The 24,153-nt window shown below is 38.3% G+C and carries 19 protein-coding genes and 1 other RNA gene; 2 read left to right on the forward strand and 18 right to left on the reverse strand.

Annotated features, from left to right (window positions below; genetic code table 11):
* Window positions 1-73 precede the first annotated feature (73 nt).
* Complete coding sequence (locus GL301_RS12310; RefSeq protein ID WP_003726166.1) at window positions 74-415, forward strand: YxeA family protein; 342 nt, start codon at window positions 74-76, stop codon at window positions 413-415.
* Between the two features lie 31 nt (window positions 416-446).
* On the opposite strand, the gene GL301_RS12315 is transcribed toward GL301_RS12310, so the two are convergent.
* The 9 genes from GL301_RS12315 to GL301_RS12355 all read right to left on the reverse strand — a co-directional run bounded on the left by GL301_RS12315 (window position 447) and on the right by GL301_RS12355 (window position 13,253).
* Window positions 447-830 carry a GyrI-like domain-containing protein gene (locus tag GL301_RS12315; protein WP_003726167.1) on the reverse strand — a complete coding sequence of 128 codons (384 nt, stop codon included), beginning with the start codon at window positions 828-830 and terminating at the stop codon, window positions 447-449.
* 55 nt (window positions 831-885) lie between these two features.
* Window positions 886-1,782, reverse strand: coding sequence for a helix-turn-helix transcriptional regulator (locus GL301_RS12320; RefSeq protein ID WP_012681444.1), 897 nt, complete (start codon window positions 1,780-1,782; stop codon window positions 886-888).
* A 44-nt stretch (window positions 1,783-1,826) separates the two neighbouring features.
* Window positions 1,827-2,396: a YdcF family protein gene (locus GL301_RS12325; RefSeq protein ID WP_003726169.1), complete on the reverse strand. Its 570-nt coding sequence runs from the start codon at window positions 2,394-2,396 to the stop codon at window positions 1,827-1,829.
* 175 nt (window positions 2,397-2,571) lie between these two features.
* Window positions 2,572-2,991, reverse strand: coding sequence for a hypothetical protein (locus GL301_RS12330; RefSeq protein ID WP_274758809.1), 420 nt, complete (start codon window positions 2,989-2,991; stop codon window positions 2,572-2,574).
* A 437-nt stretch (window positions 2,992-3,428) separates the two neighbouring features.
* Window positions 3,429-3,798: a transfer-messenger RNA gene (gene ssrA, locus GL301_RS12335) on the reverse strand.
* Between the two features lie 115 nt (window positions 3,799-3,913).
* Complete coding sequence (locus GL301_RS12340; protein WP_010959051.1) at window positions 3,914-4,975, reverse strand: internalin N-terminal domain-containing protein; 1,062 nt, start codon at window positions 4,973-4,975, stop codon at window positions 3,914-3,916.
* Window positions 4,976-5,025: 50 nt separating this feature from the next.
* On the reverse strand, window positions 5,026-8,958 hold the full coding sequence (locus GL301_RS12345) for a TIM-barrel domain-containing protein (protein WP_003731282.1): 3,933 nt from the start codon (window positions 8,956-8,958) through the stop codon (window positions 5,026-5,028).
* A gap of 14 nt (window positions 8,959-8,972) precedes the next feature.
* Window positions 8,973-9,917: a lmo2445 family class 3 internalin gene (locus GL301_RS12350; RefSeq protein ID WP_003726173.1), complete on the reverse strand. Its 945-nt coding sequence runs from the start codon at window positions 9,915-9,917 to the stop codon at window positions 8,973-8,975.
* A gap of 60 nt (window positions 9,918-9,977) precedes the next feature.
* Entirely contained in the window at window positions 9,978-13,253 is a 3,276-nt protein-coding gene (locus tag GL301_RS12355) for a TIM-barrel domain-containing protein (protein WP_070298259.1), read from the reverse strand.
* Window positions 13,254-13,635: 382 nt separating this feature from the next.
* Between GL301_RS12355 and GL301_RS12360 the strand changes: the two genes are divergently transcribed.
* Entirely contained in the window at window positions 13,636-14,544 is a 909-nt protein-coding gene (locus GL301_RS12360; RefSeq protein WP_003726176.1) for a helix-turn-helix domain-containing protein, read from the forward strand.
* Window positions 14,545-14,599: 55 nt separating this feature from the next.
* Here the strand turns inward: GL301_RS12360 and smpB are convergent, their stop codons facing one another.
* From smpB to gpmI, 9 genes are all read right to left on the reverse strand, one after another.
* On the reverse strand, window positions 14,600-15,064 hold the full coding sequence (smpB, locus tag GL301_RS12365; protein WP_003723350.1) for an SsrA-binding protein SmpB: 465 nt from the start codon (window positions 15,062-15,064) through the stop codon (window positions 14,600-14,602).
* Between the two features lie 15 nt (window positions 15,065-15,079).
* Complete coding sequence (gene rnr, locus GL301_RS12370) at window positions 15,080-17,461, reverse strand: ribonuclease R (RefSeq protein ID WP_021495867.1); 2,382 nt, start codon at window positions 17,459-17,461, stop codon at window positions 15,080-15,082.
* 33 nt (window positions 17,462-17,494) lie between these two features.
* Window positions 17,495-18,241, reverse strand: a complete 747-nt coding sequence (locus tag GL301_RS12375) for an alpha/beta hydrolase (protein WP_003726178.1) — start codon at window positions 18,239-18,241, stop codon at window positions 17,495-17,497.
* Between the two features lie 574 nt (window positions 18,242-18,815).
* On the reverse strand, window positions 18,816-19,049 hold the full coding sequence (gene secG, locus GL301_RS12380; protein ID WP_003727926.1) for a preprotein translocase subunit SecG: 234 nt from the start codon (window positions 19,047-19,049) through the stop codon (window positions 18,816-18,818).
* Window positions 19,050-19,138: 89 nt separating this feature from the next.
* Window positions 19,139-19,882 (reverse strand): alpha/beta hydrolase, encoded by a 744-nt coding sequence (locus GL301_RS12385; protein WP_003727925.1) that lies wholly within the window; start codon window positions 19,880-19,882, stop codon window positions 19,139-19,141.
* 182 nt (window positions 19,883-20,064) lie between these two features.
* Entirely contained in the window at window positions 20,065-20,784 is a 720-nt protein-coding gene (locus tag GL301_RS12390) for an alpha/beta fold hydrolase (protein WP_003726578.1), read from the reverse strand.
* Between the two features lie 132 nt (window positions 20,785-20,916).
* A complete protein-coding gene (locus tag GL301_RS12395; RefSeq protein WP_003772391.1) occupies window positions 20,917-21,090 on the reverse strand; it encodes a hypothetical protein in 174 nt (57 codons plus the stop codon).
* Between the two features lie 102 nt (window positions 21,091-21,192).
* On the reverse strand, window positions 21,193-22,485 hold the full coding sequence (eno, locus tag GL301_RS12400; protein ID WP_003726579.1) for a phosphopyruvate hydratase: 1,293 nt from the start codon (window positions 22,483-22,485) through the stop codon (window positions 21,193-21,195).
* 135 nt (window positions 22,486-22,620) lie between these two features.
* Window positions 22,621-24,153 (reverse strand): 2,3-bisphosphoglycerate-independent phosphoglycerate mutase, encoded by a 1,533-nt coding sequence (gpmI, locus tag GL301_RS12405; RefSeq protein WP_003726580.1) that lies wholly within the window; start codon window positions 24,151-24,153, stop codon window positions 22,621-22,623.

Genomic DNA, 24,153 nt, shown 5'->3' on the forward strand with positions numbered 1-24,153 from the left:
TCGCTTTACGCGAGGGATTTACATGTCATTTCCCTATACAATAAAGGTAACACTTTTGCAAAGGATGATGGATATGAAAAAAATCGTTATACTTATTATAAGCTTACTATTACTCGTTGGGATTGGATTCGGTGTATATTACTTTAAAAATGCCAATCATATAGGTGCAGACGTATCATATGTTAAAATCACAACGGACGGCGAAAAAGGCAAAAACGTAAGCTTCAACTATTCCTATACAATGCCAGCATATGATGAAGCCGGGAAAGAAACAGAAGTTACTTTTTCTGCAGACAAAAATTTACGCAAAGGTGCTTATTTAAAATTGTATATTAAAGAAGACAAAGGCGTAACTTCCTATGAAGAAGTCCCAGAAAAAGAAGTTCCCTCTAAAGCAGCAGAAAAACTTAAATAATCACCCAATCTCCTCCTTGCGAGGGGATTTTTCATATTGAAATATATATATCTATCTCGCCACTCGTATGATACCATTCAAAATCTGTTTTGTACGCTCGTTTTAATTCACTATCTCGCGCCCAAATCTTCTGCCAAGTTTCTTCCACGCCTTTATGACTCGCATTATCTACAGAAAAAACTAAATAATCTCCAGCTTTAATTAAGACACTCTTCTCTTCATCCCAGTCTTTTGTTCCTACCAACAAATCATAGTCACCTTTGTAATCACTTGCATAATTACTATATACCGCAAAAATATCTCCTGCAGGCTTATCTACCATTACATCACCCCAAAGCTCTGCAATCGGACTAAAATTATCATTGTTTACACGTATCTTTTTCCCAAAAATCTCTATATTTTCTTGTAAAATCATTATTTGCCGCCTCCTTTTAAAACCATTATAGCGAACAAAACCTGACAACTATCTGTCAACAATTCAAATTAAAATAAAGTTTTTCCACTTCGGATTTGTAGTCTTTTTGAAGCGATGCAGGTTCTAAAATTTTCACGGCACTTCCAAACATCAATAAAAACGGTATTATATTGCGCTCCAAATCATAGAAAAAGCTTACACGGACATAATCGTCTCCAGTCTCCATTTCTTCTTGCAAAAAATAATCCAACAATTTCCCGAGCTGATTTTTCGGAAATTCCAACACAATTTTCTTCATTTCTGCAGGCTGGTGCTCCGTTTCTTCAACGTACATAATCGATTTACCTATTTCTTTCAAAGAAGTTATTCGCGTTAATTTAAAATGACGAATCGCTGCTCTTTTGTGGCAATAGGCTTCTAAATACCAACTTCCATCCATCAAGTTTAATTTTTGCGGCGAAATCTCCCGCGTTGTTTCCGCGCCACTCATAGCGATATACGTAATTTTAAGTTGTTTATTTGTCGTAAAAGCTTTCTGGATATAGGCGACTTTTCGTTTCACTTCTGCTTCAATTTGCTGGCGATGTTGTGTCGCTGAATCAAAGAAAATATGCTTACTAGTTGGTTTTTCAGTCTGTAATAGCGTGATTTTTTCTCGCAAAATCTCGTGGCTATCATTCAGCATAAACTCCGAACGCGCCTCTAATGCCTCCAGCAAAATCTGTTTTTCCGCCTCCGAAAAAGTAAATGTCGCCAGCTTATATGTATCGAGCATTGTGAACCCGCCGTTTTTTCCCGGCAAAGCAACAACTGGAAATCCCGCATAAAGTAGCGTATCCATATCGCGATAAATCGTCCTTGTGCTTACTTCAAATTTTTCAGCCAGCTCACTTGCCAGCACTTTTCGCTCCAAAATCATGACTAGTATTGCTAAAATCCGTTCTAGTTTCACCCCAAAACCTCCAACACCTTTTAGCTTTATTATACCATGCACTATTAGTGATCAAAAACCCATGCATATGTGATGGATAAAACTTCTCGCATCATTCCTTTATACTTTGCAAACGTCTTTGATGTTGCAGGAAGGCCTGATGCATCAATCCCTTGACGCTTTGCTAACATTAGCGCTCTATACATATGATAATCACTTGTCACAATCACTGTTTTTCCTAAATTAAATTTCGCATTACTATATTTAATATTCTCTTCTGTTCTCTTAGATTTCGTTTCCGTTTCAATCCGCTTTCTTGCAATTCCTTCATTAACCAAATATTCTTCCATAACGGAAGCTTCAGTCGCACTTTCATCAGCCCCTTGGCCACCACTAACAATCACTTTCGCCTTTGGATATTCGTTTAAATAAGCGACTGCCGCATCCAATCTTTCTTGCAAAACTAATGAAGGAACTGCTGGGGTCCCATTCACTTTTGCACCTAAAATCAACACTGTATCAGCATTTTCACTTGGTTTCGTCCTAGAACCACCAAACATAAAGGCCGCGACGATTAATAAATACATAAAACCAATTATGATTAAAATAATGACAATTTTCCTCAGACTTCTCATCTAGTTCGTCCTCCCTACTTCTTAATTAATAGCTTAGCAGAAGATTTTAAATAAAAGAGAAAGAAATAATCAAGTTAAGGGAAATTTAAAAAACACCCCGAAACAGTTTTGAGGTGTTTTTGCATTATTAGTTCTACTAAAAATACTCACATGTGATTGATTCTATTCAGTATTATCATAAATTCTCCGGCTTTTTTAAATATATCGCATACATAATTAAAGATAAAATACTTGCTGACACCGCGATGAGAAATGCTGGTTCTACTAATTCAGAGACATGAGTAGCTATAATACTAAAGGTGAATGAATCAAATCCAAATAATGGCCGAACTGCCAAATTAAGTAAACCTAAAACCAATATTAAAATTCCTATAAATGGTACAATTCTATTTTTACCTCGCTGAAATTTTGGAATAAATATAGTACACAAAAATCCCAAATATCCCACAATGATGATTGGTTGCATCCAAATTAATTTATAAGCAGGCTCATATACTAATTCAAATGTTGCTGCATCTATCCCGCTAGCCATCCACGGGAACAACAAACAAATTACTGCTATTAAAAAAAATGCAATGCTTAATAATCTATACATAAGCAAACCTCCTCCCTTGGTACATATTAGCATAAAAAGTTAATGTATAAAAAAACTGCTCAAGAATGGCTTTTCTTCGTTTTAAATAAGCAAAAAAATGTTTTTTTATAGTAATTATTACACTTTATGTGTTGAATTTGCTCTTTTTAGATAAATTCCACACCTATATGTGGTCGTTATTCAAAAATTATTCAGTTTGTAAATCAAACAGCAAAAAGCGCCATAAAACATTCATTTAATACTATTCATTTATCATTTTTTATTAATTTTAGTAGTAAAGAAAAAATTACATTTGAATGGATATGTATATTTATTCAATCCACATGATTATTCTAAAATCGTAATTATTTTCTTGACTCCATCGTTTAGCATCCAAATAAAAAAGTGATACAAACAGCTTAAAAAAGCAGTTTGTATCACTTCTCAGTTTCCATAAAATATGGAGATGGTGGGAGTCGAACCCACGTCCAGAAATATCGGCACTTAAATATCTACGAGCGTAGTCACCGTATTAGCATTTCGCATAAACATCGGCCCGGTAACAGGCTTCCATTCAGCTAGTCTGATTAAGCTCTTCTATTTAACCCCAGACGGAGATTAACTAGTGTAGCCCACTTAGAGTGAGACCCTTACCGTAGCACATGGGCGATGCACGGAGGATCAGCTATGCTACTGCTTATTAGGCAGCGAAAGCTAGGTTTTGTTTTTCTTTGCCAGTTATTATTGGCTTTGACGTTGATAACGAGGACGATCCCCCCGACTCGCAACTCAAGCTCGAACTATCCCTGTCGAATCCGTAACATCCCCAGAGTTAAAGTCTAACAGTAGTTATTATACAGGAAAAAACGAGGCTTTACAAACAGAAAAAACTTGTGACATAGCCAAATGCGCAACTATTATTTAGCATGTCACAAGTTTTCCATTAATTAATGGTTATTTTTACTGAGTAATTCATAACTTCGCCTTCTTCTATATAAGGCTCTATTCCATTAAAATCAATTCCAATAGTGTATTCACCTTTATCAAGGTTATTTGTTGGCACAATAATCTGCTTCGTCACTTCGTCGTAATCCACTTTTGCCACGTTGTAAATTTCCTTCTCATTTGAATCACGAATCCAAACTTCTTGAAAACCACTAATTCTACCTAAATCATCTAGTTGCGTATAAACTGGTAGCGTGATATTTGTATCCTCACCAAAAACAACATTTTGATCTGGCAAAGTTCCGATTTGACCTAGTACGATTACTTTATCCACAATAGTAGGCGGCAACACATTTAAATAATTATAACTTAAATCCATACTTACCAAACTGTCCAAATGAGTGAAATCCGTCATTTCTGTTCTAAATTGGTTCGTTTGAAAATTTACTTTCTGCAAATTTTTCAAGTTTGTAAAATCTGGAACGTCTTCCGAAGCTAGTCCACAACTGCTCATCAACAAGGTTTCTAATTTAGGAATATTAGAAAAGTTAGGTAAGCCCCCAACAATAGTTCGATTACTAAGATCAAGATACTTTAATTCTGGGTAGTTTTGATAATCGGGAACTGTAATGTTTTCAGGTAGTACCTCGCTTGATAGATTTCCTTCTGCTCTCAAAGTATCTAATTTGGGCAAGGTTGGTAAATCAGGAAAGCCAGTAAACATGGTTTGTGTAGGATAAATCATAATATTATTTACATTGGTAAAATAAGCATTTCCTAGCATTTGTAAATCTTCATCTGTGAGGTAATTGGTAAAATAACCCAACCCTAGAGATGTCACCGCATCCACATCATCCTGGGTAATGACATCGGTCACATCTTTTTTACCAAAGTTCTCCACCATATCTTCTGCTAAATTTTCATCTGGGAAAACATCAATTATTCTAGCTGGTAGAGGATATACATCTGTCTCATTTGCACTTGCATCTACCGCTTTAAATGAGACAACCCCGATAATAACTATGCTAAATACCAAGAATAGTCTAAATAGATTTTTCATCCTATCTCCTCCAATTTATAAAGGACGAGGAAATTCCCCGCCCTTCTATATTATTCTGCGGATGGCATAACTCTTACATTATCAATGTGAATGCTCGTTCCTCCTGGGGAATCCATTTGGAAACTAGTATTAATATTGCCTGTTGTTACTTTGACATCCTTCATTGTTACATAATGCCAAACGTCATCTGCAACTAAGTCAATTGTTTTACCATCGCTGCTATCATAATTATTAACCGTCATTTGTGCTTTTGCTGCATCATCGTTGCTTACTTTCACCCATGCTTCAACGTCGTAATTCGCATTATTAACTGGAACTGCGATTTGTTGAGCGAGTGTTTGTTTGTAAGCGCCAGGTAAATAGAAATAAGCGCTCTGTTTACCAAATGCTGGTGATTCTGGAGGATTGACACCTGAGCCACTATCAACGCCGTATGCTTTGTCTTGCCCATCAGGATGAGACTCTACCCAATTGGTCGTTGCCGCTGCATCCCGCTCAAATCCGCCGTTATCGAGTAGATTTACTTCCGACTGTACTGGTGAATTGATTGGCTCAGCCGAAACAAGAATTCTATCGATATTTACATTACCAGTAGTTTCGCCGTCTCTTAGGAAGGTAATTTTATTGGTTCCTGCTTTTAAGTTCACAGCTTTTTCTGTATCTGACCAAATATTCCAGTTTTCACCTTCGGAAGGGAAAGTTACGCGAGAGTTGTAGTCACCATTCGTATATAAATCGAGTGTTTGTGGCATGCCAGTTCCATTTGCTGTTCGTGTGTTTAGTACGTACTCGCCGTCAGCTGGTACATCCACTTCAAACTTGATTTCATCTCCTGCTGCTCCAAATCCACCAACAAAACCTTCTCCACTATAGAACCAGTGATCGTTCGCCACTTTTAAAGTGCCGGCAAGGTCCGCTTCTTCTGCTTCGACTTTTGCTACAGTTGGTGTGAAACCAATATTTACTTTGTCTAGTGATACTTGATCAGCTTTATCGCCTGTGTCCGTTACCACTTTATAAGAAATACTATTTTTCCCTGCTGAAAGTGGTAATGCTTCGGACTGAACTGACCAATCGGTGTTTGGTTTTAGCGTGGTTTGTTTTACATAATCACCATTGACAAAAATACTTAATGATTGGTTATCTGCGGAAGCATTTTTGTAAGTTAGGTCCACATTATAATCACCAGAGTCTTTTACATTTGCATAGATAGTAGTTCCGGCGCCGTCTTTATCGTAGCCATCCACATACGTTTTTTCAGCAACCGGTTTATCAGCAACTGTATCAGCAAAATTGGATCCTGTTTCCATTTCGTATGTTCCTGTTTGTACGACACTTGCAGAACCTGAAGTTGTAATGACAGTATCTGCATCAGCTTGAGCTGGTACTTTTACGTATGTTACTGCTCCGTATACATCGCTACCTACAGCATATCCGCTACCATCAGCATTTTCTAAAGCGGATAAATCGTCATAAACTTTGCTATCTGCGCCATTTACTTGGACGCTTTCAGCCGCATTTCCGTGTAGTTTTACAATGTAATTCTCTGTGTCTGCTTTATAACTTCCTTCTTTCGCACCAATCGTGAAAGTACTAGTATCAGCAGTTTTTGAAGTAGTCATTTTTTGTTTTAAATAGGTATCTTTTTCATAATCAAAAGATTTTCCGTCGTCATCGTAATGTGTAAAGGATGTCTCTTTATCTGATGCAAAAGTGTCTAAATAAATTGTTTTGACTGCGGATTCGCCAACATAGTTTTGTGGTTGTTGCATTGGCATAATGGCACCTTGTTTAACAAACATCGGCACATCTGTCCAGTCGTCATCATTCACTTCATAACTGATTGTTTGATTTCCTTCGTATACGTCGCCACGGTTGTAGTCAATCCATGTTCCTGCTGGTAAATAAATATCACGAGAACCCGCTCCTTCTTCTAAAACAGGTGCCGCAAGTAATCCATCACCAAACATCCACTCATCTGTTAAATTAACCACATTTTCATCAGTAGGATTATCAAACGTAAGTGGTTGAACTAGACCAACACCAGAGTCATATGCTTGACGTTCATAAGCATACATATAAGGAATCATTGAGTAGCGCCAAGTCATGCTACTTTTAGCAACTTCTTCCGCCGTGCCACCATAGAACCAAGGTTGACGTTGTTGATTTTGATTCCCATGCGTACGGAAAACTGGAACTAGAGAACTAAATTCCATCCAACGACTATAAAGTTCTGGGTCCGGGTTTAACACTTGGCCCGAATTGGCATTGAAACCACCTGTATCCATGCCCCATTTTGTCTGTCCTAAATTAATTGTCGAAAGCATTGTACTAGGTTGTTCTTGCATCCCATTTGCCCAGTCAATAACTTCGCCTTTTTTCCACTGAACGCCGATATCGCCGGACCAAGTAGAAGTAGAATAACGCTGTGCGCCTGGGTAGAAGGTTCTTCCTGTTTGCCAAACACGTTCATTTGTATAGTCGCGTTGGCCTTCATACATAGCTTCTGATGTAAATCCAGTTGTGAAATTACCAAACCAATAATCGGCTCCATTAGAAGATACTTTGTCTGTTTCATCATTCCACCAACCGACAATTCCTTTATCTAGGGCATCCTCAGAATGTGACCACCACCAATTACGTTCATCTTCGTTGTATGGGTCAATACTTCTTACCGTTACAGGGAATGCATAGTCTTCATACGCAGATTGCCCTGGATACCAGTAACCATTTGCTTCTGCATCTTTCCCTTGTTGCGTGGCTGTTCCATCTTCTAAATTAGTTACGACACGCGGTTTTGTAATCCCAATCATTTTTACACCAAGTGCATCCATATCGGATTTTAACGTTGTGTCTTTTGCTGATGGGAAGTTTTCTGTATTCCAAGCAAACTCGCCATAATCGCCACCATACGTAGGATCTCCGTAGAATTTCCAATCATAATCAAACGCGAAGGAATCAATCGGAATCCCTTTCGCACGATACGTATTAATGTTTTCTCTAAATTCTGTTTCATTTGTTCCCCACTCAAAGTTAGAGAATCCAAGCGACCATTTTGGCATCATTGGAGTATGCCCTGTTACATCAGCATAAGAAGACATAATTTCTTCGGGCTCACCAGACATTAAATACATCTCTACATTTTCTTTCACGTAGCGACGGCCTTCAACCACTGTATCGCCGTAATAAAACTCTAATTTTTCTTCATCTGAAACGGAATACGGGTACCCGCCATCACTATCTACAAGTAAGCCATATCCTGCTGTAGACCACATGAACGGACCGCCTGCATTACCTTGCTGACCCGCTTGTGCAGTCTTATTACTATCGGCAGCAGTATTATCTCGTTCCATGCCCAGGTCTCCGTCACTAAAACTAATTCCATAGGCACCATAAACATGGTCAGAAGCGCCGCGCTTAAATCTAACACCGCCATCAAAAATCCCGCCGTCCGCTGATTCAGACAATAACGTTTTCCCATTTTTATCTTTAAAAGTCATTCGTGCTGGCTCTTTAGCAATTTCTAGCGTACATTCATCTGTTGAAATTATCATCGGATCTGATTCCAAGTCAATGGTCGCACCAATCGCTGTGAAAGTTGCATTCGGATCAATCATAGGTGTAGATGGACTGTTTTCGATATTGCGTGGTCGCAAATTCACCTTAAGCAAATTATTCGCTAGCGGGGAAATTTCCAAGTAATCATCTTCTGCTTCATCCCCGTTATCAATTTTAAGCGTGATGACATTATCAGTCACCGTTGCTTCAAGGACATTTCCAAGCCCTTCCTCCGCACTTAATTTCGCATATTCTTCTTTGCTAAGTTGCTTCGCGGCTCCTGTATTCGCTTCTTTTTTCACTTCTTTTTCTTTCGTTTCTTCCGCCTTCACTTCCACTTGTAACGGCTGAGTTATCCCTAAATTCAGCCAAACTAGTGGTACAACAGCCATACTGACACAAACTTGTTTCATACCTTTTTTCATCATCTCGCCCCTTTTTATTCTGTAATAGTTACTGGAAAATCATACCAACCCGTATATTCTCCAGAGTTATAACCTAATGAAATTTCTAGCAAATGCTCTCCCGGTTGTAAGCCAGCTGTTTCAATCTTGTACATGTATGAACCATCATAGGTCGGATAAGGTGGTTCATAAAGCGTTCTACCATTGTCCTTAATAATAATTAAATCGTGTCTGCTTGGTGCGATAAAATCTAATGCTTGGTAAATAAAAGGAACAAAAACTTCCAAGTTCTCTCCTTGTTTAATCGTTGTGTGAGGATAAGTTGCTGTCTGGTTAGCAAATGAATGTGTACTTAATTGTTCTGATAGAAAGATATCTTCCGGAATAGAAATTAAATGATTCTCATTAAGAAGTAGTGAATCTAAGTTAGGCATGTTCATCCAAATATCTTCCGCTACATAACCAGAAAGTCCAGCATCCTCCATATTAATACTTACTAGTCCTTCCATTCCAACAAATTTTGGAATATTAAAGCCAAAATTATTTTGACTCAAATCAACATTGGTTAAGTTAGGATAGTTTGCATCTGGAAAAAGAGTAATATTAGCCCCATTTGCTTCAATATTTTCTAAAGCAGGAAGCGCATCAGATAAATCAGGCAGTTCTCCAATATTATTACTCCAAATCGCTAATTCAATCGCGTTTGTAAATACTTCATTGTTTAGTACGCTTAAGTCTTCCCCCGTTAAACCCAATGAGGGCAAAGGAATAAGAGTCATTGTATCCAAATCTGCTTGCGTAATCGTGTCATTTACAGAATCTTTATCTAGTTCTCCCGCAATCGCCTCCGCTATCGCTTCCACAGGAAAAGCCTCAATAATAGGCGCTGGTAAGGGAACTGTATCTGCTTGTGCTTTTATAGTTGGTGCAAATAATATGCAACAAAAAGCTATAAATGCTAGCCCAATTATTTTTTTCATTCAGTTCAATCCTTTCAACATAGCCACCCTCTCTATCCATAAAAGGGTGGCTTATTGGATTTATTTCTTAAATACTACATGGTCAAAATTTATTCCCGCTGTATCATCTGCTTCAAAATCAAATACAACTTGGTTATTACCAGCTTGCAAGGTTACTGGAACTTCTATCGTGCTCCAAGTATCCCAATCAGCCGTTTTCGGTAAAGTAATTTGTTGTTTTTTACCGTTGATATATACGGTTCTAGTTGCATCTTCTACGCCAGCACTATAACGAACTTCCATTGTATAATCAGAAGCACCATCCACTGCGTCTACATCAAACTCTACCGCTTCTTTTTCTGCATCAAAGCCGGCTACAAAACCAGTACCAGTATATCCCGCGTGATCACTTGCAGTACTTACATTTGTCAGATGAGCAAATTCCGCTTCGTATGGTGCATGATTTACACCGTTTAATACGATTGCTTGTTTGGCATCTTTTGCCGCTGCTTTTACATATGTTAAGTTTTGTACTGTATCATAGTAGTAACCTGTCGTTGCTTCGTTAAATGCATCTAGCGTATCCGCTTTAGCTACATCTGCCCCGTCAATCGTTACACTTGTAGGTTCTGTACTGAAAACTTGCATCGTTGTTTCATCCGCCATTGCTGGAAGATCTACGGAAACTTTTTCATTTGCAAAGTCTTCAGAAACACTGATGTCACGCATTTCTCCGCCGTTTACATCATCATAGAAACTATATTCGCTATCTCCAGATGGATAAACTCGGAATGTTAAATTATCATAGGATTTTAAATCGTTTCCGACATTTTGGCCAAGTTGGTAGCCATCTGTCATATTCATCGGAATAATCGCTCCAGCTTTTGCAAATACAGGAAGCGTATCTACATCTGCATAATACGAAATGGTTTCGCCACCTGGATGAATCCCGCCGTTCCAAAGATCAACCCATTCGCCTTCTGGTAGATAAACTTCTTTTTCTGTTTGACCTTCTTGAACGATTGGCGCTACAAGTAAATCGTCACCGAACATATACTGTTCATCTAGATCACGCGCATTGATATCTTCCGGATAATCCATGGCCATTTGGCGCATCATCGATTTACCATTATCCGCCGTATCTTTTGCCGCTGTATAAATATATGGAAGTAAATTCATTCGTGTGTATAGATATTTTTGGAATGTCGGTAAAATTGTTTCGTCGCCTGTTCTGGCTACTGCATTCCAAGGTGAACGTTCTTCACTTGGCGATGGATCTGATTTTTCCGAATGGAATTGCATAATCGGTGCAAAAGCTGCCATCGCAGTTGCGCGTTTATATAGTTCTGCTGTTGGATAGTCTCCCGTAAATCCAGCCATATCCCACGCCCAGTAAGAAACACCTGAAGTTGAAGCACTAAGTCCAGCTTTTAATGAAGCTTGGAAAGAGTCAAATGTGGAAGTTTGATCTCCTGACCAGTAAATACCAGATTTTTGTGCTCCAGAAGTTCCTGAACGACTAAACGAAACTGCTTCTGGATTAATACTTTTCGCAAAATCAAAATAACTTGAAACGTAGTCAGTTGGATAACGGTTTCTCATTTCTTGTCCTTTTTCGCCGTTAGAGAAAGTTGTATCACGTCCCCACACCATTTCTCCACCATCTGTCTTAAATCCGTCAATACCTACTTCTGTTAATAAATACTCACGCTGGGACGTCCACCAATCTACAGCATCTTTATTAGTGAAATCTAGTAATATCCCATTTCCAAACCACTGAGATGCCGGAACTCGGTAAGGAGCCCCTGTTCCATCGTCCGCACTATACCCTTGGCTTATCATGTATGCTTCATCATTATCTCTTTGTTCATATACTGTACCGTCATCTTTTAATACTGGAACTTGCCATAAAACGATATTCATACCTGCATCATGGACACTATCCACCATAGCTTTAGGATCAGTCCATTTCCCGTTGAAAGTAAAATCGTCATAGCTAAATGCTTCCCCGTTTTTCTTTGCTGTATAGGTCGCATTGTTCCAAATATAGTAAGTTTCTTCATCACTCCATTGTTCTAATACAAAGCCAGTTGCTGGAATATCATTTGCTTTTGCATTAGAAAGTGCAGAGCTTACATCGGATTCTCTATCCCACTCGTTTGCTGACATCCAAAGTCCAAAAGCCCATTTTGGTAGCAAAGTCGTTTTCCCTGTTATATCCGTGTAGTTATTTACGATATCATTTTGATCTTTCCCGCTAATAACATAGTAATCAAGCATATTCGTCATATCGCCATCATTGTCCAATACAAAACTATATTTATCTTCTACTTTAGAAGCCATTTGGAACTGTAAATGGAAATCAGAATTGACATACATCCCGTATTTATTAGCACTTACAAAAAATGGTACCGCTAAATAGGTTCTTTCTGTCTGCGCTTGATCTTGATACTCATTGTATACGTATGTCTCTACATCTTTTCCGCGTTGGTTAATCGTGTCATAACGTTCACCAAAACCATAAAATGCTTCGTCGCTCGGTGTCATAAAGTTATTTTGATATTGATTGATGACATTTTTTCCATCTGTTAACCAACCTAAGCTGTTGGCAGTTGTATATTCGCTTGTAAGTAAAGTTCCGTCTGCCTGGTACACTTCCATGCGGTAAGGAGATTTTTGAATTTCTACTCGTAAATCCTCCGTTGTAACTGTTACTTTATCTGCACCATCATCTACTGTGTAACCAGTTTTTCCAGCATGTCCAGTTTCTTTACCGGTTGGTGATAGCTCCATACGAAGCGTATCTAAATCCTCAAATGAAAGATATAATTTTGGAGTAAATTCACCTGCAGTGGCTGTCATATTTAATGTAATAGAATCTCCATTATCTACAACGCTACTAACATCTTGCACATACTCCCAGTCTGTCACGTAAAATGTAAACGGACCACTTTCATAAGCAGTTCCTCCGTCAGTAGAGCCTTTTGTTGTATAAGTGATTTCATCGCCTTTTTCAAATTTTCCTAAATCTGCTTTCCAGTAAGTATTGTTCCCGCTATTATAATCATAAGCTGCTGTAACATTCTCTTGTGCTACCCCGTTTTTAGTCCATTCTACCCAAACATTTTGTCCATCTTCAATTGGCCAGGTAGTAATATTTAATGTCACATCTTCACCAGCTTTGGGATCTCTAGGAGAACGTTCTGTTGGTTGGACAGTATATAAATCATCATCTCCATATGGTGAGTGATATTCACCATCCATCGCGAAAACGTTTGTCCCAAATCCACTTAAACAACTAAATATTAGTATGGTCAAAATGAAAATTAAACTAGATTTCTTTCCCTTTCGCTTCATCTCTCTTTCCTCCCTTAATGTATATTTTTACTAAAAACATACTACTTTTGATGTGTTATTTCGCAAAATTATTAATTTTTGCATATCGGCGATTGTAGAAATAATCACATAATGTTATAATGCTTTCACAGATATACTAAAAAAGTTCAAATTACTAATAATTCTACAAAAAAACGCAACTATGCCAGACCATTCTTCATGGAAAAACAATAATTGCGTTCATCAGAAGACCTTGCTTAAAAAACTTTAAAACAACCAGTTAATACTTTTTAACAAAGTTAACATGTCTTCTCCCTCCTTTTTCATCTATACAGAAATACTAACTCACAAATCTTACATAAAATTAAAAAGCATCAAATTTGAACAAATGGAGCTGAGTTTTATGCAAAATATTGGAGACACATTAAAATTTATTCGGAAAAGTAAAAACTTAACACAACAAGAGACTTGTACGAATGCCCTCAGTCGTTCTAACTATCAAAAAATCGAAAATAATAAAATCATGCCTAGTATGGATCGTTTTATCCAAATCTTACTTAATTTCAATATGACGTTAGAAGAATTTGAATTTGTAAAACGGGACTTTACACCTTCTCCAAAAGAAAATATCCTTTATCTATACTCCAAGATTATTACCTCCTCCGAAACAGATATGATACTTAATGTTATTTCCAAATGCGATGATTACTTAGAAAACCACACCGATATTTTTATTTCTGATATTAAAGCCTCACTTGAAGGTATTTTACTTGCTGAAAAAGAACATAATTTTGAACTTGCTCGAGAAAAAGTAACCTACATTTGGGACAGACTTTCGGAAGCGGATGAATTATTTTGGAATGACATATTAATTTTAAGAAATATTTTCTTTATTTTTGAAAATGAAACCGCTCAACATATTGTAAATCGCCTTATCTCTCAACTTAAAAAATATCGTTACCTATATCCAACCCTTTCGATTGAGATTTCACTTCATGTTAATCGTGCTACTTATTTAATTTTAGACGAAGAATATGAACTAGCTTTGCACTACATTGAATTATCTATAAAAATCGCTAAGCATAACCATTACTACTTACAATTCTGTATGGCTATTGCGAAAAAAGGAATTGTGCTGTATAAGCTCGGCCAAAAACAAAAAGGTAAACACTTTATGCAACGAGCACTTAGAGTGGCTAAAGTGCTTGAAGAAGAGCGTATTCTAAATGGTATCAAAAATGAAATAGATTATTTTCTTCACGATGAACTTCAAAATCTCTCTTTAAACGAATTCACCAAAATCGACATATAAAAAAAGCCTAAATCTAGCTTCTCCAACTTTTGGTTGAATGACTAGATTTAGGCTTTTATTGTTGGCGCTCTTTAAAAGCGCGTTCGATATCACGTTTTGCTTCTTTTTGTTTTAAGTCTTGGCGTTTATCGTATTTCTTTTTACCTCGAGCTACACCGATGAGTACTTTTGCGTAGCCATCTTTAATATACATTTTTAGCGGAACAATCGAATAACCGGACTCTTTCGTTTCTCCAATTAAACGGCTGATTTGCTTCTTATGTAAAAGCAATTTGCGCGTTCTTAGTGGATCATGATTGTAGCGGTTCCCTTGTTCATAAGGACTAATATGCATATTGTGTAAGAAAATTTCCCCTTTGTCGATACGTGCATAGGAATCTTTTAAGTTTACCCGTGCGTTTCTTACGGATTTAATTTCAGTACCTTGCAGGACAATGCCAGCCTCAAAAGTTTCTTCAATTGCGTAATCGTGGCGCGCTTTTTTATTTTGCGCAACTAGCTTACCATCACCTTTTGGCATAACTCCCCATCCTTTCTAGCGACGTTTTTTCTTCTTCGGGCTTTCTTTTGCTACACCTTGATAAAAAGGTTTTTTCTTCTTTTTCTTTTTAGGTTTTGTATGCCATTCGTCTTCTTTACGTTCTGATTTTGGTTTCACGTCTTCTGATTTACCAGCTCTACGTTTGTTACGACCTTTTTTCTGGTTACTCTTGAAATTTCTTGTTTTATCAATCGGTTTTTCGCGTTGGCGTTTTTGTTTATCGCTCACTGGACCTGGTTTACCTTCACTACGAAGCGCAAAATCGATTTCACGAGCATCCACGTCTACTTTGGTTACTTCGACTTCCACTTCATCACCAATACGATAAATTTGGCCTGTTCTTTCGCCAATCATCGCTAATTGATTTTGGTGGAATTTGAAGTAATCGCCTTTCATTGCGCTCACATGAACTAAACCTTCAATCGTAGTTGGAAGTTCGATAAATAAGCCAAAATTGGTTACCGAACTAATGATTCCGATGAAACGTTCGCCCACTTTGTCGACCATAAATTCCGTTTTCTTCAGTTCGTCTGTTTCGCGCTCTGCTTCAACGGCACGGCGCTCCATTTTCGAGCTGTGTTCAGCAATCTCAGGAAGCTCCTCAGCGCGTTTTTCTAACGTTTCCGGACGAACATCCCCGTTAATTAAATACTCTCTAATCAACCTGTGAACAATCAAGTCCGGGTACCGACGAATTGGTGACGTGAAATGTGTATAAAAATCAGTAGACAAACCAAAGTGTCCGGCGCTTACTGTGTCATACTTCGCTTGTTGCATCGAACGCAGCATAACAGTCGAAACAACCATCTCTTCTGGTTTACCTTTTACTTCTTCTAGTACTTGTTGTAAAGCAGCTGGGTGAATATCGTTAGCAGTCCCCTTCACAATCAAACCAAAGTTCGTAATAAATTCAAAGAACCGCGCTAATTTATCTTCTTTTGGATCTTCATGGATACGGTAAATAAATGGTACATCCATCCAGTGGAAATGCTCTGCAACTGTTTCATTGGCAGCAAGCATAAATTCTTCAATCAAATGCTCTCCCGCTGAACGTTCGCGCATAACGACTGCTTCTGGATGACCGTCTTCATCAACAACTACACGTGCTTCTTTAAAGTCAAAATCAATCGCACCACGTTTTTCACGTTTACGACGAAGTATTTCGGCCAAATGTTGCATCTTTTCAAGCATTGGAACAATTGGCGCATATTTTTCCCGTAAAGCTTCGTCCTTTTCAACTAAAATATCATTTACATCCGTATACGTCATACGTTCTGTTGTTTTAATAATACTTTCAAAAATTTCGTGATTAACCACATGACCTTCTTCATCGATTTCCATTTCACAACTCATAGTAAAACGATCTACTTGTGGGTTAAGCGAGCAAATTCCGTTCGATAGTTTATGTGGCAACATCGGAATTACGCGGTCAACCAAATAAACACTCGTTCCACGTTCTTGCGCTTCGACATCAAGCGGCGAGCCTTCTGTCACATAATGCGTTACATCCGCAATATGAACGCCCAGCTTCCAGTTACCGTTCGAAAGTTGCTTAACAGTAACAGCATCATCTAAATCCTTAGCGTCTGCCCCGTCAATTGTAATAATCATTTGGTCACGAAGATCACGACGGTTACCAATATCCGAATCATCCACCACATCCGGCGCTTTACTTACCTGCTCCATTACTTCTTCCGGGAACCCGATTGAAATACCGTGTTTATGAATAATCGATAAAATATCCACTCCTGGATCATTACGGTGACCGATGATTGATTTAACAACCCCTCTTGCACGCGCATGCCCAGTTGCATATTCCGTCAATTCAACGATAACTTTATGCCCATCAACTGGTTTTAAGCCGTCTTCTAAATCAATTTCCACTTCACCAAAAAGTCGCTTGTCATCTGGCATCACAATTGGAGTACCAGCTAAGTCTTCCATATAAGTTCCGACGATTTGCGTTGTCTTCCGTTCGACAATTTTCTTAATCGTACCCTCTGCCAAATTATCGCCTTTACGTTTCGTGATTGTTGCAAAAACTAAATCACCGTTCATTGCATCTTTAACTTCATTTGGCGGGATAAAAATATCGTCCATTTCTTTCTCTTCTGGGAGAACAAAGCCAAAACCTCGTTCATGTGCACGAAATGTTCCTTTTACTAAGTCCATTTTTTCTGGTAATGCATACCGATTCTTCCTTGAGCGGACAATAGTTCCGGAATCTTCCAGTTTCACTAAAGCTTTCACCATTAATTTAAAGTCATCCGCATTGTTTAAAGCTATTTCTATTTCCAAATCTTCAAGCGCAAATGTTTTATCAGGCGCTGAAGTTAATAGATTCATAATTTTTTCTTCCATTTGTTTTTGTTCCACTTCTGTCCCTCCTCTCTCTGTTTTAAAAATTGTCTATTCTTGCCAATCTAAACTATCTAAAAATGTTAAAATGGCTTGATTTACTTCTTTTCGTTCTTTGTCTAATGTGATGACGTGCCCAGATTCTTTAAACCAGTGCAATTCTTTCTTCGTTGACTCTACTGTATCATAAATTAGCTGTGCTCCGCTCACATCAACCATATCGTCTTTTTCACCTTGGACGACCATTATTGGCGCATAAATCATATCTATTTCAGCCACGACGCCATTTATCTCGTCCTTTAGTTTAGCGATTGTGTTCATTGGGGCGTCTTTATAGGCAACCATTTCAGCATCGATTTGTTCAGGTGTTTTACCTTCTAATTTTTTATAATTACGCACATAATCTAAAAAGCCTTGAATTATTGGTGATGAACTGTCCATTCTTGTTGGAGTACTCATGGCTATAATTCCCTTTAACGGCCTAGAAAAACCTAATTTTAGTGAAAAAAGCCCACCGAGTGAAAGTCCCGCCACAGCTATTTCCGTGTAACCAAGTGATTTTAGGTGATCATAGGCTTCAAGAACATCTTCCCACCAATCGTTTGGTCCCGTTTTTAACAGTAGGTCAGGAGATACACCGTGGCCTCTGTATTGAGGTGCATAGCAAGTATAATTGTTTTCTTGTAAAAACCTACCTAATATTCTTACATCCGCTGAGCTACCTGTGAAACCGTGCAAGAGTAACACTGCTCTTTTGCCTTTTTCGAATAGGAATGGTTGTGGTGGTGTTATTTTCATAGTAAATATCGCTCCTTGGTTCTTTTTGGAGGTTTGGTTGATCTGGGTTGGATGTTATTTTTGTTGGAGTTCTAGGGGATTGTTGAATTTAATAATTTGTACTCCCCTTCTTGTGTTGTTCGTCCATTTTTTTTAATGGAAACAACGCTCCACTTCGTTACGCCTTGTATTGGAGTTCTAGGGGATTGGCTGTATTTAATAATTTATACTTCCCTTTTTGAGTTGTTCGTCCACTTTTTTTATGGAAACAACGCTCCACTTTGTTACGCCTTGTATTGGAGTTCTAGGGGATTGGCTGTATTTAATAATTTGTGCTCCCCTTTTTGAGTTGTTCGTCCACTTTTTTTTATGGAAACAACGCTCCACTTCGTTACGCCTTGTATTGGAGTTCTAGGGGATTGGCTGTATTTAATAATTTGTGCTCCCCTTTTTGAGTTGTTCGTCCACTTTTTTTTATGGAAACAACGCTCCACTTCGTTACGCCTTGTATTGGAGTTCTAGGGAAGCGGAATACGCTTCTTTAGAACTCCAATAAAAAACCACCTAAATTTTCATTCAGGTGGTTAACATCTCGTTACTGTACAAAATATGCCAGTGCAATTAGTATTGCGAAGAAAACAACGGATAGAACGATGGTTGTACGATGTAGAATAAGTTCTAGTCCTCTTGCTTTTTGCTTACCGAATAATTGCTCAGCTCCACCAGAGATGGCGCCGGATAAGCCAGCACTTTTACCTGGTTGAAGTATGATAACTGTAATTAACAGTACTGATACGATGATGAGTAAGACCGTTAAAACTGTACTCATTGTTCTTTCCTCCTAAAACCGCCCAATTTGACTAAGATTAATTTTACCATATTTGGTATTATACGTAAAGGTTTGTTTCTATACAATAGTTAAACAACTTTTTCCTCTAGCCAAACTAAATCGTCTAAGAAGTAAATTAAGTCTTCTTCTAAAATGTCTTTCTCACAGTCGTTCACGATGTCATGCCCTGACCCTGCATAGAAACACAATTGTTTATCATTTGTATGAATGTGCTTAAAGATATAATTGGCGTTATCTGCGTCGATTTCTTCATCTTGACAGCCTTGGCCAATCATGGTTGGTACATGAATTTTTTCAATGTCTCGCGCTACGTTTTTGTAGAAAGTAGCACGTGCTTCCGTCATTACGTCTATTTCAGGAAGGTAGTTTTTTAGCATTTGATCTGCTTCTTGTTCTACTATACCTTGTTTCTTTAATTGTTTAGTTAAATAGTTTTCGATTGGGATATAGCGCATTTTGCGGTTGACGTTGGCGCATAGTGGAACAATCGCTTTTGGTGAAAACGATTCTGCCATTTTAAGCGCAAAAACTCCGCCCATTGCGACACCGACAATTGCAATTTCATTATATCCGTCTTTTTCAAGTTGACGATATCCAGCCACCGCATCTTCATACCACATTTCCGGTGTTGTTTTCAAGAAAATAGCGGGTTCATCCCCGTGACCTCTGAAGTTTGGTGCATGCACTGTGTATCCATTTTCTGCTAGAATTTCTCCAAGTTCTCTTACGTCTTCTGTAGTCCCTGCAAAGCCATGCAAGAGCAAAACAGCACGATTTCCCGCTTTTAACGTAAAGCTACGATCCGCACTCATTTTTACGCAATCCTCCTAATATCATCACTTTTATAATCCACTCTATTGTAGCCCATCTGAACTAAATAAGCTACCTTTTGAGTTCTGACCAATAGACCAATATTAACGCTATCCAAGGAACTTGTCAAACACTTTTTTCACAAAGCTCAAACGCGTTGCTACCAAAGGCTTTTCCGGAGGTTTCATTTGTGAATTTCTGCGCTTAAATTAGAAAAGAAACTATGAATTAATTGTAACAATTGTTTCGGTTTTTGCCTTGGTAAATAATGAAGTCCATTTCTTACAATAACCATTTCACCGTGTTGAACAGAATGCACCATTTTCTTTGTATCTTTGGAAGATATTAAATCATATTCACCCACAACAGCTAAAAGTGGCGCGCTTATTTTTTGCAAATCCGCTTCTGACATATGTGGATGATAAATCGTTAAAGCAAGTTGTCGTTTCATCCGCTCAAAAAAGCGACTAAATGGCGCTAAAAGAAATGCAGCCCCGTAGGCGACACGACAAAATAAATCTGGTAAAAATCGTATTTGATTTACATGATAGTTTGTTCCAATAACAACGGATGCGATTTGACGGTTCGGTTGCAATTTCCCCATTACGAGAGCAACAATACCGCCGTCGCTATATCCGATAACTTTATATTTATCAATTTTCAAATAATCGAGTAACGAAAGCATATCTAGCGCCATTACTTCAAAATCAAGCGGTGTATTTCCCGCTTCACTTTTCCCGTGTGCGCGGCTATCTACGGCGATTACTTGATGATTAGTAGAGAGGTCATCAATCATCCGCTTTAAAGAACGATGATTTTGACCATTCCCGTGAATAAGCAAGATTGGTTCGCCTTTACCGATTATTTGATAAAACAAGTTAATTCCATTGATTTCTGCAATCATATAGCATTTCTCCTTGCTGAAAACATTTTCTACCCTTATTTTACACCTGATTATACTTGATTTCCTATAAAAAAGCTTCCATTTTCATTAAAATACGCCTGATTCTTTTAAAACTAGAATCAGGCGCACCGTTTATTTCATAAGTCTTCGGTGAAACTGTTGTTGGGGCATATCTGCGTTAATGATTTTCTTTTGCACAGAATGTTTTTCCGCTAAGGGGTGGCTTTTTTCATGCACCACAGCGTCTTTGATTTTTGGAGTTTCGAGCACTTTTGAGGCCTGACTATTTTTTACTTTCATCAGCATTACCTCCTCTTCCAAATCATTACCCCTCTCGCTATTTTTAAAACAGAAAAAACTCCACGAAAATGTTACTTTTCGCGGAGCTTAGCGTTTTATTCAATCAACTTATTTTTTTAAGTTGTAGAAAGTTTCGTTACCATGGTATTCAGCAAGATCAGCCAAATTGTCTTCGATGCGGAGTAATTGGTTATATTTTGCAACACGGTCAGTACGAGTAGGCGCACCAGTTTTGATTTGACCAGCGTTTGTAGCTACTGCAATGTCAGCGATTGTGGAATCTTCTGTTTCACCAGAACGGTGAGAGATAACTGCAGTGTAGCCAGCGCGTTTAGCCATTTCAATTGCATCCAATGTTTCAGTCAAAGTACCGATTTGGTTAACTTTGATTAGGATGGAGTTAGCGATACCTTTTTCGATACCTTCTTTAAGTTTAGTTGTGTTAGTTACAAATAGATCGTCACCTACTAATTGAACGCGGTCACCAATACGTTCTGTAAGTAGTTTGAATCCGTCCCAGTCGTTTTCGTCTAGGCCATCTTCAATAGAGATGATTGGGTATTTAGTAATCATTTCTTCATACCAAGTTACCATTTCTTCAGAAGTACGAGTTACGCCTTCACCTTTAAGTTCGTATTTACCAGTTTCGCGGTTATAGAACTCACTTGATGCAGCATCCATCGCAAGTTTAACTTCTTCGCCAGGTTTGTAACCAGCATCTTTAATTGCTTGCATGATTGTTTCAAGAGCTTCTTCATTGGATTTAAGGTTTGGAGCGAATCCACCTTCATCACCAACACCAGTGTTTAAGCCTTTACCTTTAAGTACAGCTTTAAGTGCGTGTAGGATTTCAGCACCCATACGTAGAGCTTCTTTAAAGTTTGGAGCTCCAACAGGCATTACCATAAATTCTTGAACGTCGACATTGTTATCAGCATGTTCTCCGCCGTTAAGGATGTTCATCATTGGAACTGGAAGAACTTTACCGTTCACTCCGCCAAGATATTCATATAAATGTACGCCTAGTTCGTCAGCAGCAGCACGAGCAGCAGCTAAAGAAACACCAAGAATAGCGTTAGCACCTAATTTACCTTTGTTAGGTGTACCATCAAGTTCGATCATTGCTTTGTCAATTCCGATTTGGTCAGTTACGTCAAAACCGATAATTTTGTCAGCAATAATGTCGTTTACGTTTTCAACAGCTTTTAAAACACCTTTTCCAAGGTAACGAGCTTTGTCGCCATCGCGTAATTCTACAGCTTCGTATTCACCAGTTGAAGCACCACTTGGAACTAAAGCGCGACCAAACGCACCAGCTTCAGTATAAACTTCAACCTCAACAGTTGGGTTACCACGGGAATCTAAGACTTCGCGAGCATAAACTTCAGTAATAATAGACATTTATAATTCTCTCCTTTGTTGGGATTAATTGAATGAAATGAACAAAAAATTCACTTCATATTCAAAGACCCATCCGTTTTTAAATTCGTATTTATTGTAGCTCTGTTTGCAAAAAAACTAAAGTAATAACTAAAATTATTTTTGAATTAAACTTTCACCTGTCATTTCGGCAGGTTTTTTAACGCCAAGTAAATCAAGCATAGTTGGCGCAACGTCAGCCAGACGACCACCTTCACGAAGCGTTACACCTTTTTTCGTTACAATTACTGGAACTGGAACAGTAGTGTGCGCAGTGTGCGGTTTTCCTTCTGGAGTAGACATTGTTTCAGAGTTACCATGGTCCGCAAAGATAATAGCTGATCCACCTTTTTCTAAAATAAGGTCTACTACACGACCAAGATTTTCATCTACTGCTTCGATTGCCTTAATCGTTGGCTCAAGCATACCTGAGTGACCAACCATATCTGGGTTTGCGAAGTTTAAGATGATCGCATCGTGTTTGTCGTTTTTAATGTCTTCAACAAGTGCATCTGTTACTTCATATGCGCTCATTTCAGGTTGCAAATCGTATGTTTCTACTTTTGGCGAATTGATTAGAATCCGGTTTTCACCAGGGAATTCTTCATTTCGTCCACCATTCATAAAGAATGTTACGTGTGGATATTTTTCTGTTTCAGCGATACGCAGTTGCGATAAGCCTTCATTAGAAAGTACTTCGCCGATAACATTTTTCATTTCAATTGGCTCAAAAGCAACTTCAGCATCAATGCTTGGGTTGTAAAGAGTCATTGTAACGAATTTGATGTTTTTAGGGTGGTTAGCCCCGCGGTCGAAATGATCCCATTCTTTATCAGTGAATGCATTAGAAAGTTGAATCGCACGGTCAGGACGGAAATTGAAGAAAATAACTGCATCGTTGTCTTTAACTGTTGCAACAGGTTTGCCATCTTTAGTAATGATAGCTGGAACAACGAATTCATCATTTTTGTCATTAGCATAAGAAGCTTTGACAAGTTCGATTGGATCTTCAAATTTTTCACCTTCAGCGTTTACGATTGCTTTGTATGCTTTTTCAACACGTTCCCAGCGTTTATCACGATCCATCGCGTAGAAACGTCCAGAAACAGTAGCAATCGCGCCATAGTTTAAGTCACTAATAGCTTTTTGTAGTGTTTCTAAATATTCTAGTGAGGATTGTGGTGCCACGTCACGTCCATCAAGGAATGCATGGATATAAACGTTTTTCACGCCTTTATCTTTCGCAGTTTCTAAAAGTGCAACGAGGTGATTAATGTGACTATGCACGCCGCCGTCTGATAGTAAACCGAAAAGATGTAAGTCCGAGTTGTTTTCTTTTGTATGAGTGAAAGCATTGTTTAGGGCTTTATTCTCTTGGAATTCGCCTTCTTCAATAGCTTTGTCAATACGAGTTAAGCTTTGGTAGACAATACGTCCAGCTCCGATGTTTGTATGGCCAACTTCAGAGTTACCCATTTGACCTTCTGGAAGACCAACATCAAGGCCGGCAGCTTTAAGTTCCCCGTGAGGAAAATTAGCCCAATAACGGTCGAAATTTGGTTTGTTTGCTTGAGCTACAGCATTACCTACTGTTTCTGCACGTTTACCAAAACCATCGAGGATAATAATTGCTACAGGTGATTTACTCAT

This window comes from Listeria sp. LM90SB2 (assembly GCF_028867355.1).
In the GTDB taxonomy this organism is placed as follows: Bacteria; Bacillota; Bacilli; order Lactobacillales; family Listeriaceae; genus Listeria; species Listeria monocytogenes_B.

Coding starts and splice junctions, on each gene's coding strand:
- GL301_RS12390 (WP_003726578.1), bottom strand. CDS start 20,784: ATGATTGCAGAAATCAATGGAATTAACTTGTTTTATCAAATAATCGGT.
- GL301_RS12345 (WP_003731282.1), bottom strand. CDS start 8,958: ATGAAAAAAGGTATGAAACAAGTTTGTGTCAGTATGGCTGTTGTACCA.
- GL301_RS12395 (WP_003772391.1), bottom strand. CDS start 21,090: ATGCTGATGAAAGTAAAAAATAGTCAGGCCTCAAAAGTGCTCGAAACT.
- gpmI (WP_003726580.1), bottom strand. CDS start 24,153: ATGAGTAAATCACCTGTAGCAATTATTATCCTCGATGGTTTTGGTAAA.
- GL301_RS12360 (WP_003726176.1), top strand. CDS start 13,636: ATGCAAAATATTGGAGACACATTAAAATTTATTCGGAAAAGTAAAAAC.
- GL301_RS12310 (WP_003726166.1), top strand. CDS start 74: ATGAAAAAAATCGTTATACTTATTATAAGCTTACTATTACTCGTTGGG.
- secG (WP_003727926.1), bottom strand. CDS start 19,049: ATGAGTACAGTTTTAACGGTCTTACTCATCATCGTATCAGTACTGTTA.
- smpB (WP_003723350.1), bottom strand. CDS start 15,064: ATGCCAAAAGGTGATGGTAAGCTAGTTGCGCAAAATAAAAAAGCGCGC.
- GL301_RS12350 (WP_003726173.1), bottom strand. CDS start 9,917: ATGAAAAAAATAATTGGGCTAGCATTTATAGCTTTTTGTTGCATATTA.
- eno (WP_003726579.1), bottom strand. CDS start 22,485: ATGTCTATTATTACTGAAGTTTATGCTCGCGAAGTCTTAGATTCCCGT.
- GL301_RS12385 (WP_003727925.1), bottom strand. CDS start 19,882: ATGAGTGCGGATCGTAGCTTTACGTTAAAAGCGGGAAATCGTGCTGTT.
- GL301_RS12340 (WP_010959051.1), bottom strand. CDS start 4,975: ATGAAAAATCTATTTAGACTATTCTTGGTATTTAGCATAGTTATTATC.
- GL301_RS12315 (WP_003726167.1), bottom strand. CDS start 830: ATGATTTTACAAGAAAATATAGAGATTTTTGGGAAAAAGATACGTGTA.
- GL301_RS12355 (WP_070298259.1), bottom strand. CDS start 13,253: ATGAAGCGAAAGGGAAAGAAATCTAGTTTAATTTTCATTTTGACCATA.
- GL301_RS12330 (WP_274758809.1), bottom strand. CDS start 2,991: ATGTATAGATTATTAAGCATTGCATTTTTTTTAATAGCAGTAATTTGT.
- GL301_RS12325 (WP_003726169.1), bottom strand. CDS start 2,396: ATGAGAAGTCTGAGGAAAATTGTCATTATTTTAATCATAATTGGTTTT.
- GL301_RS12375 (WP_003726178.1), bottom strand. CDS start 18,241: ATGAAAATAACACCACCACAACCATTCCTATTCGAAAAAGGCAAAAGA.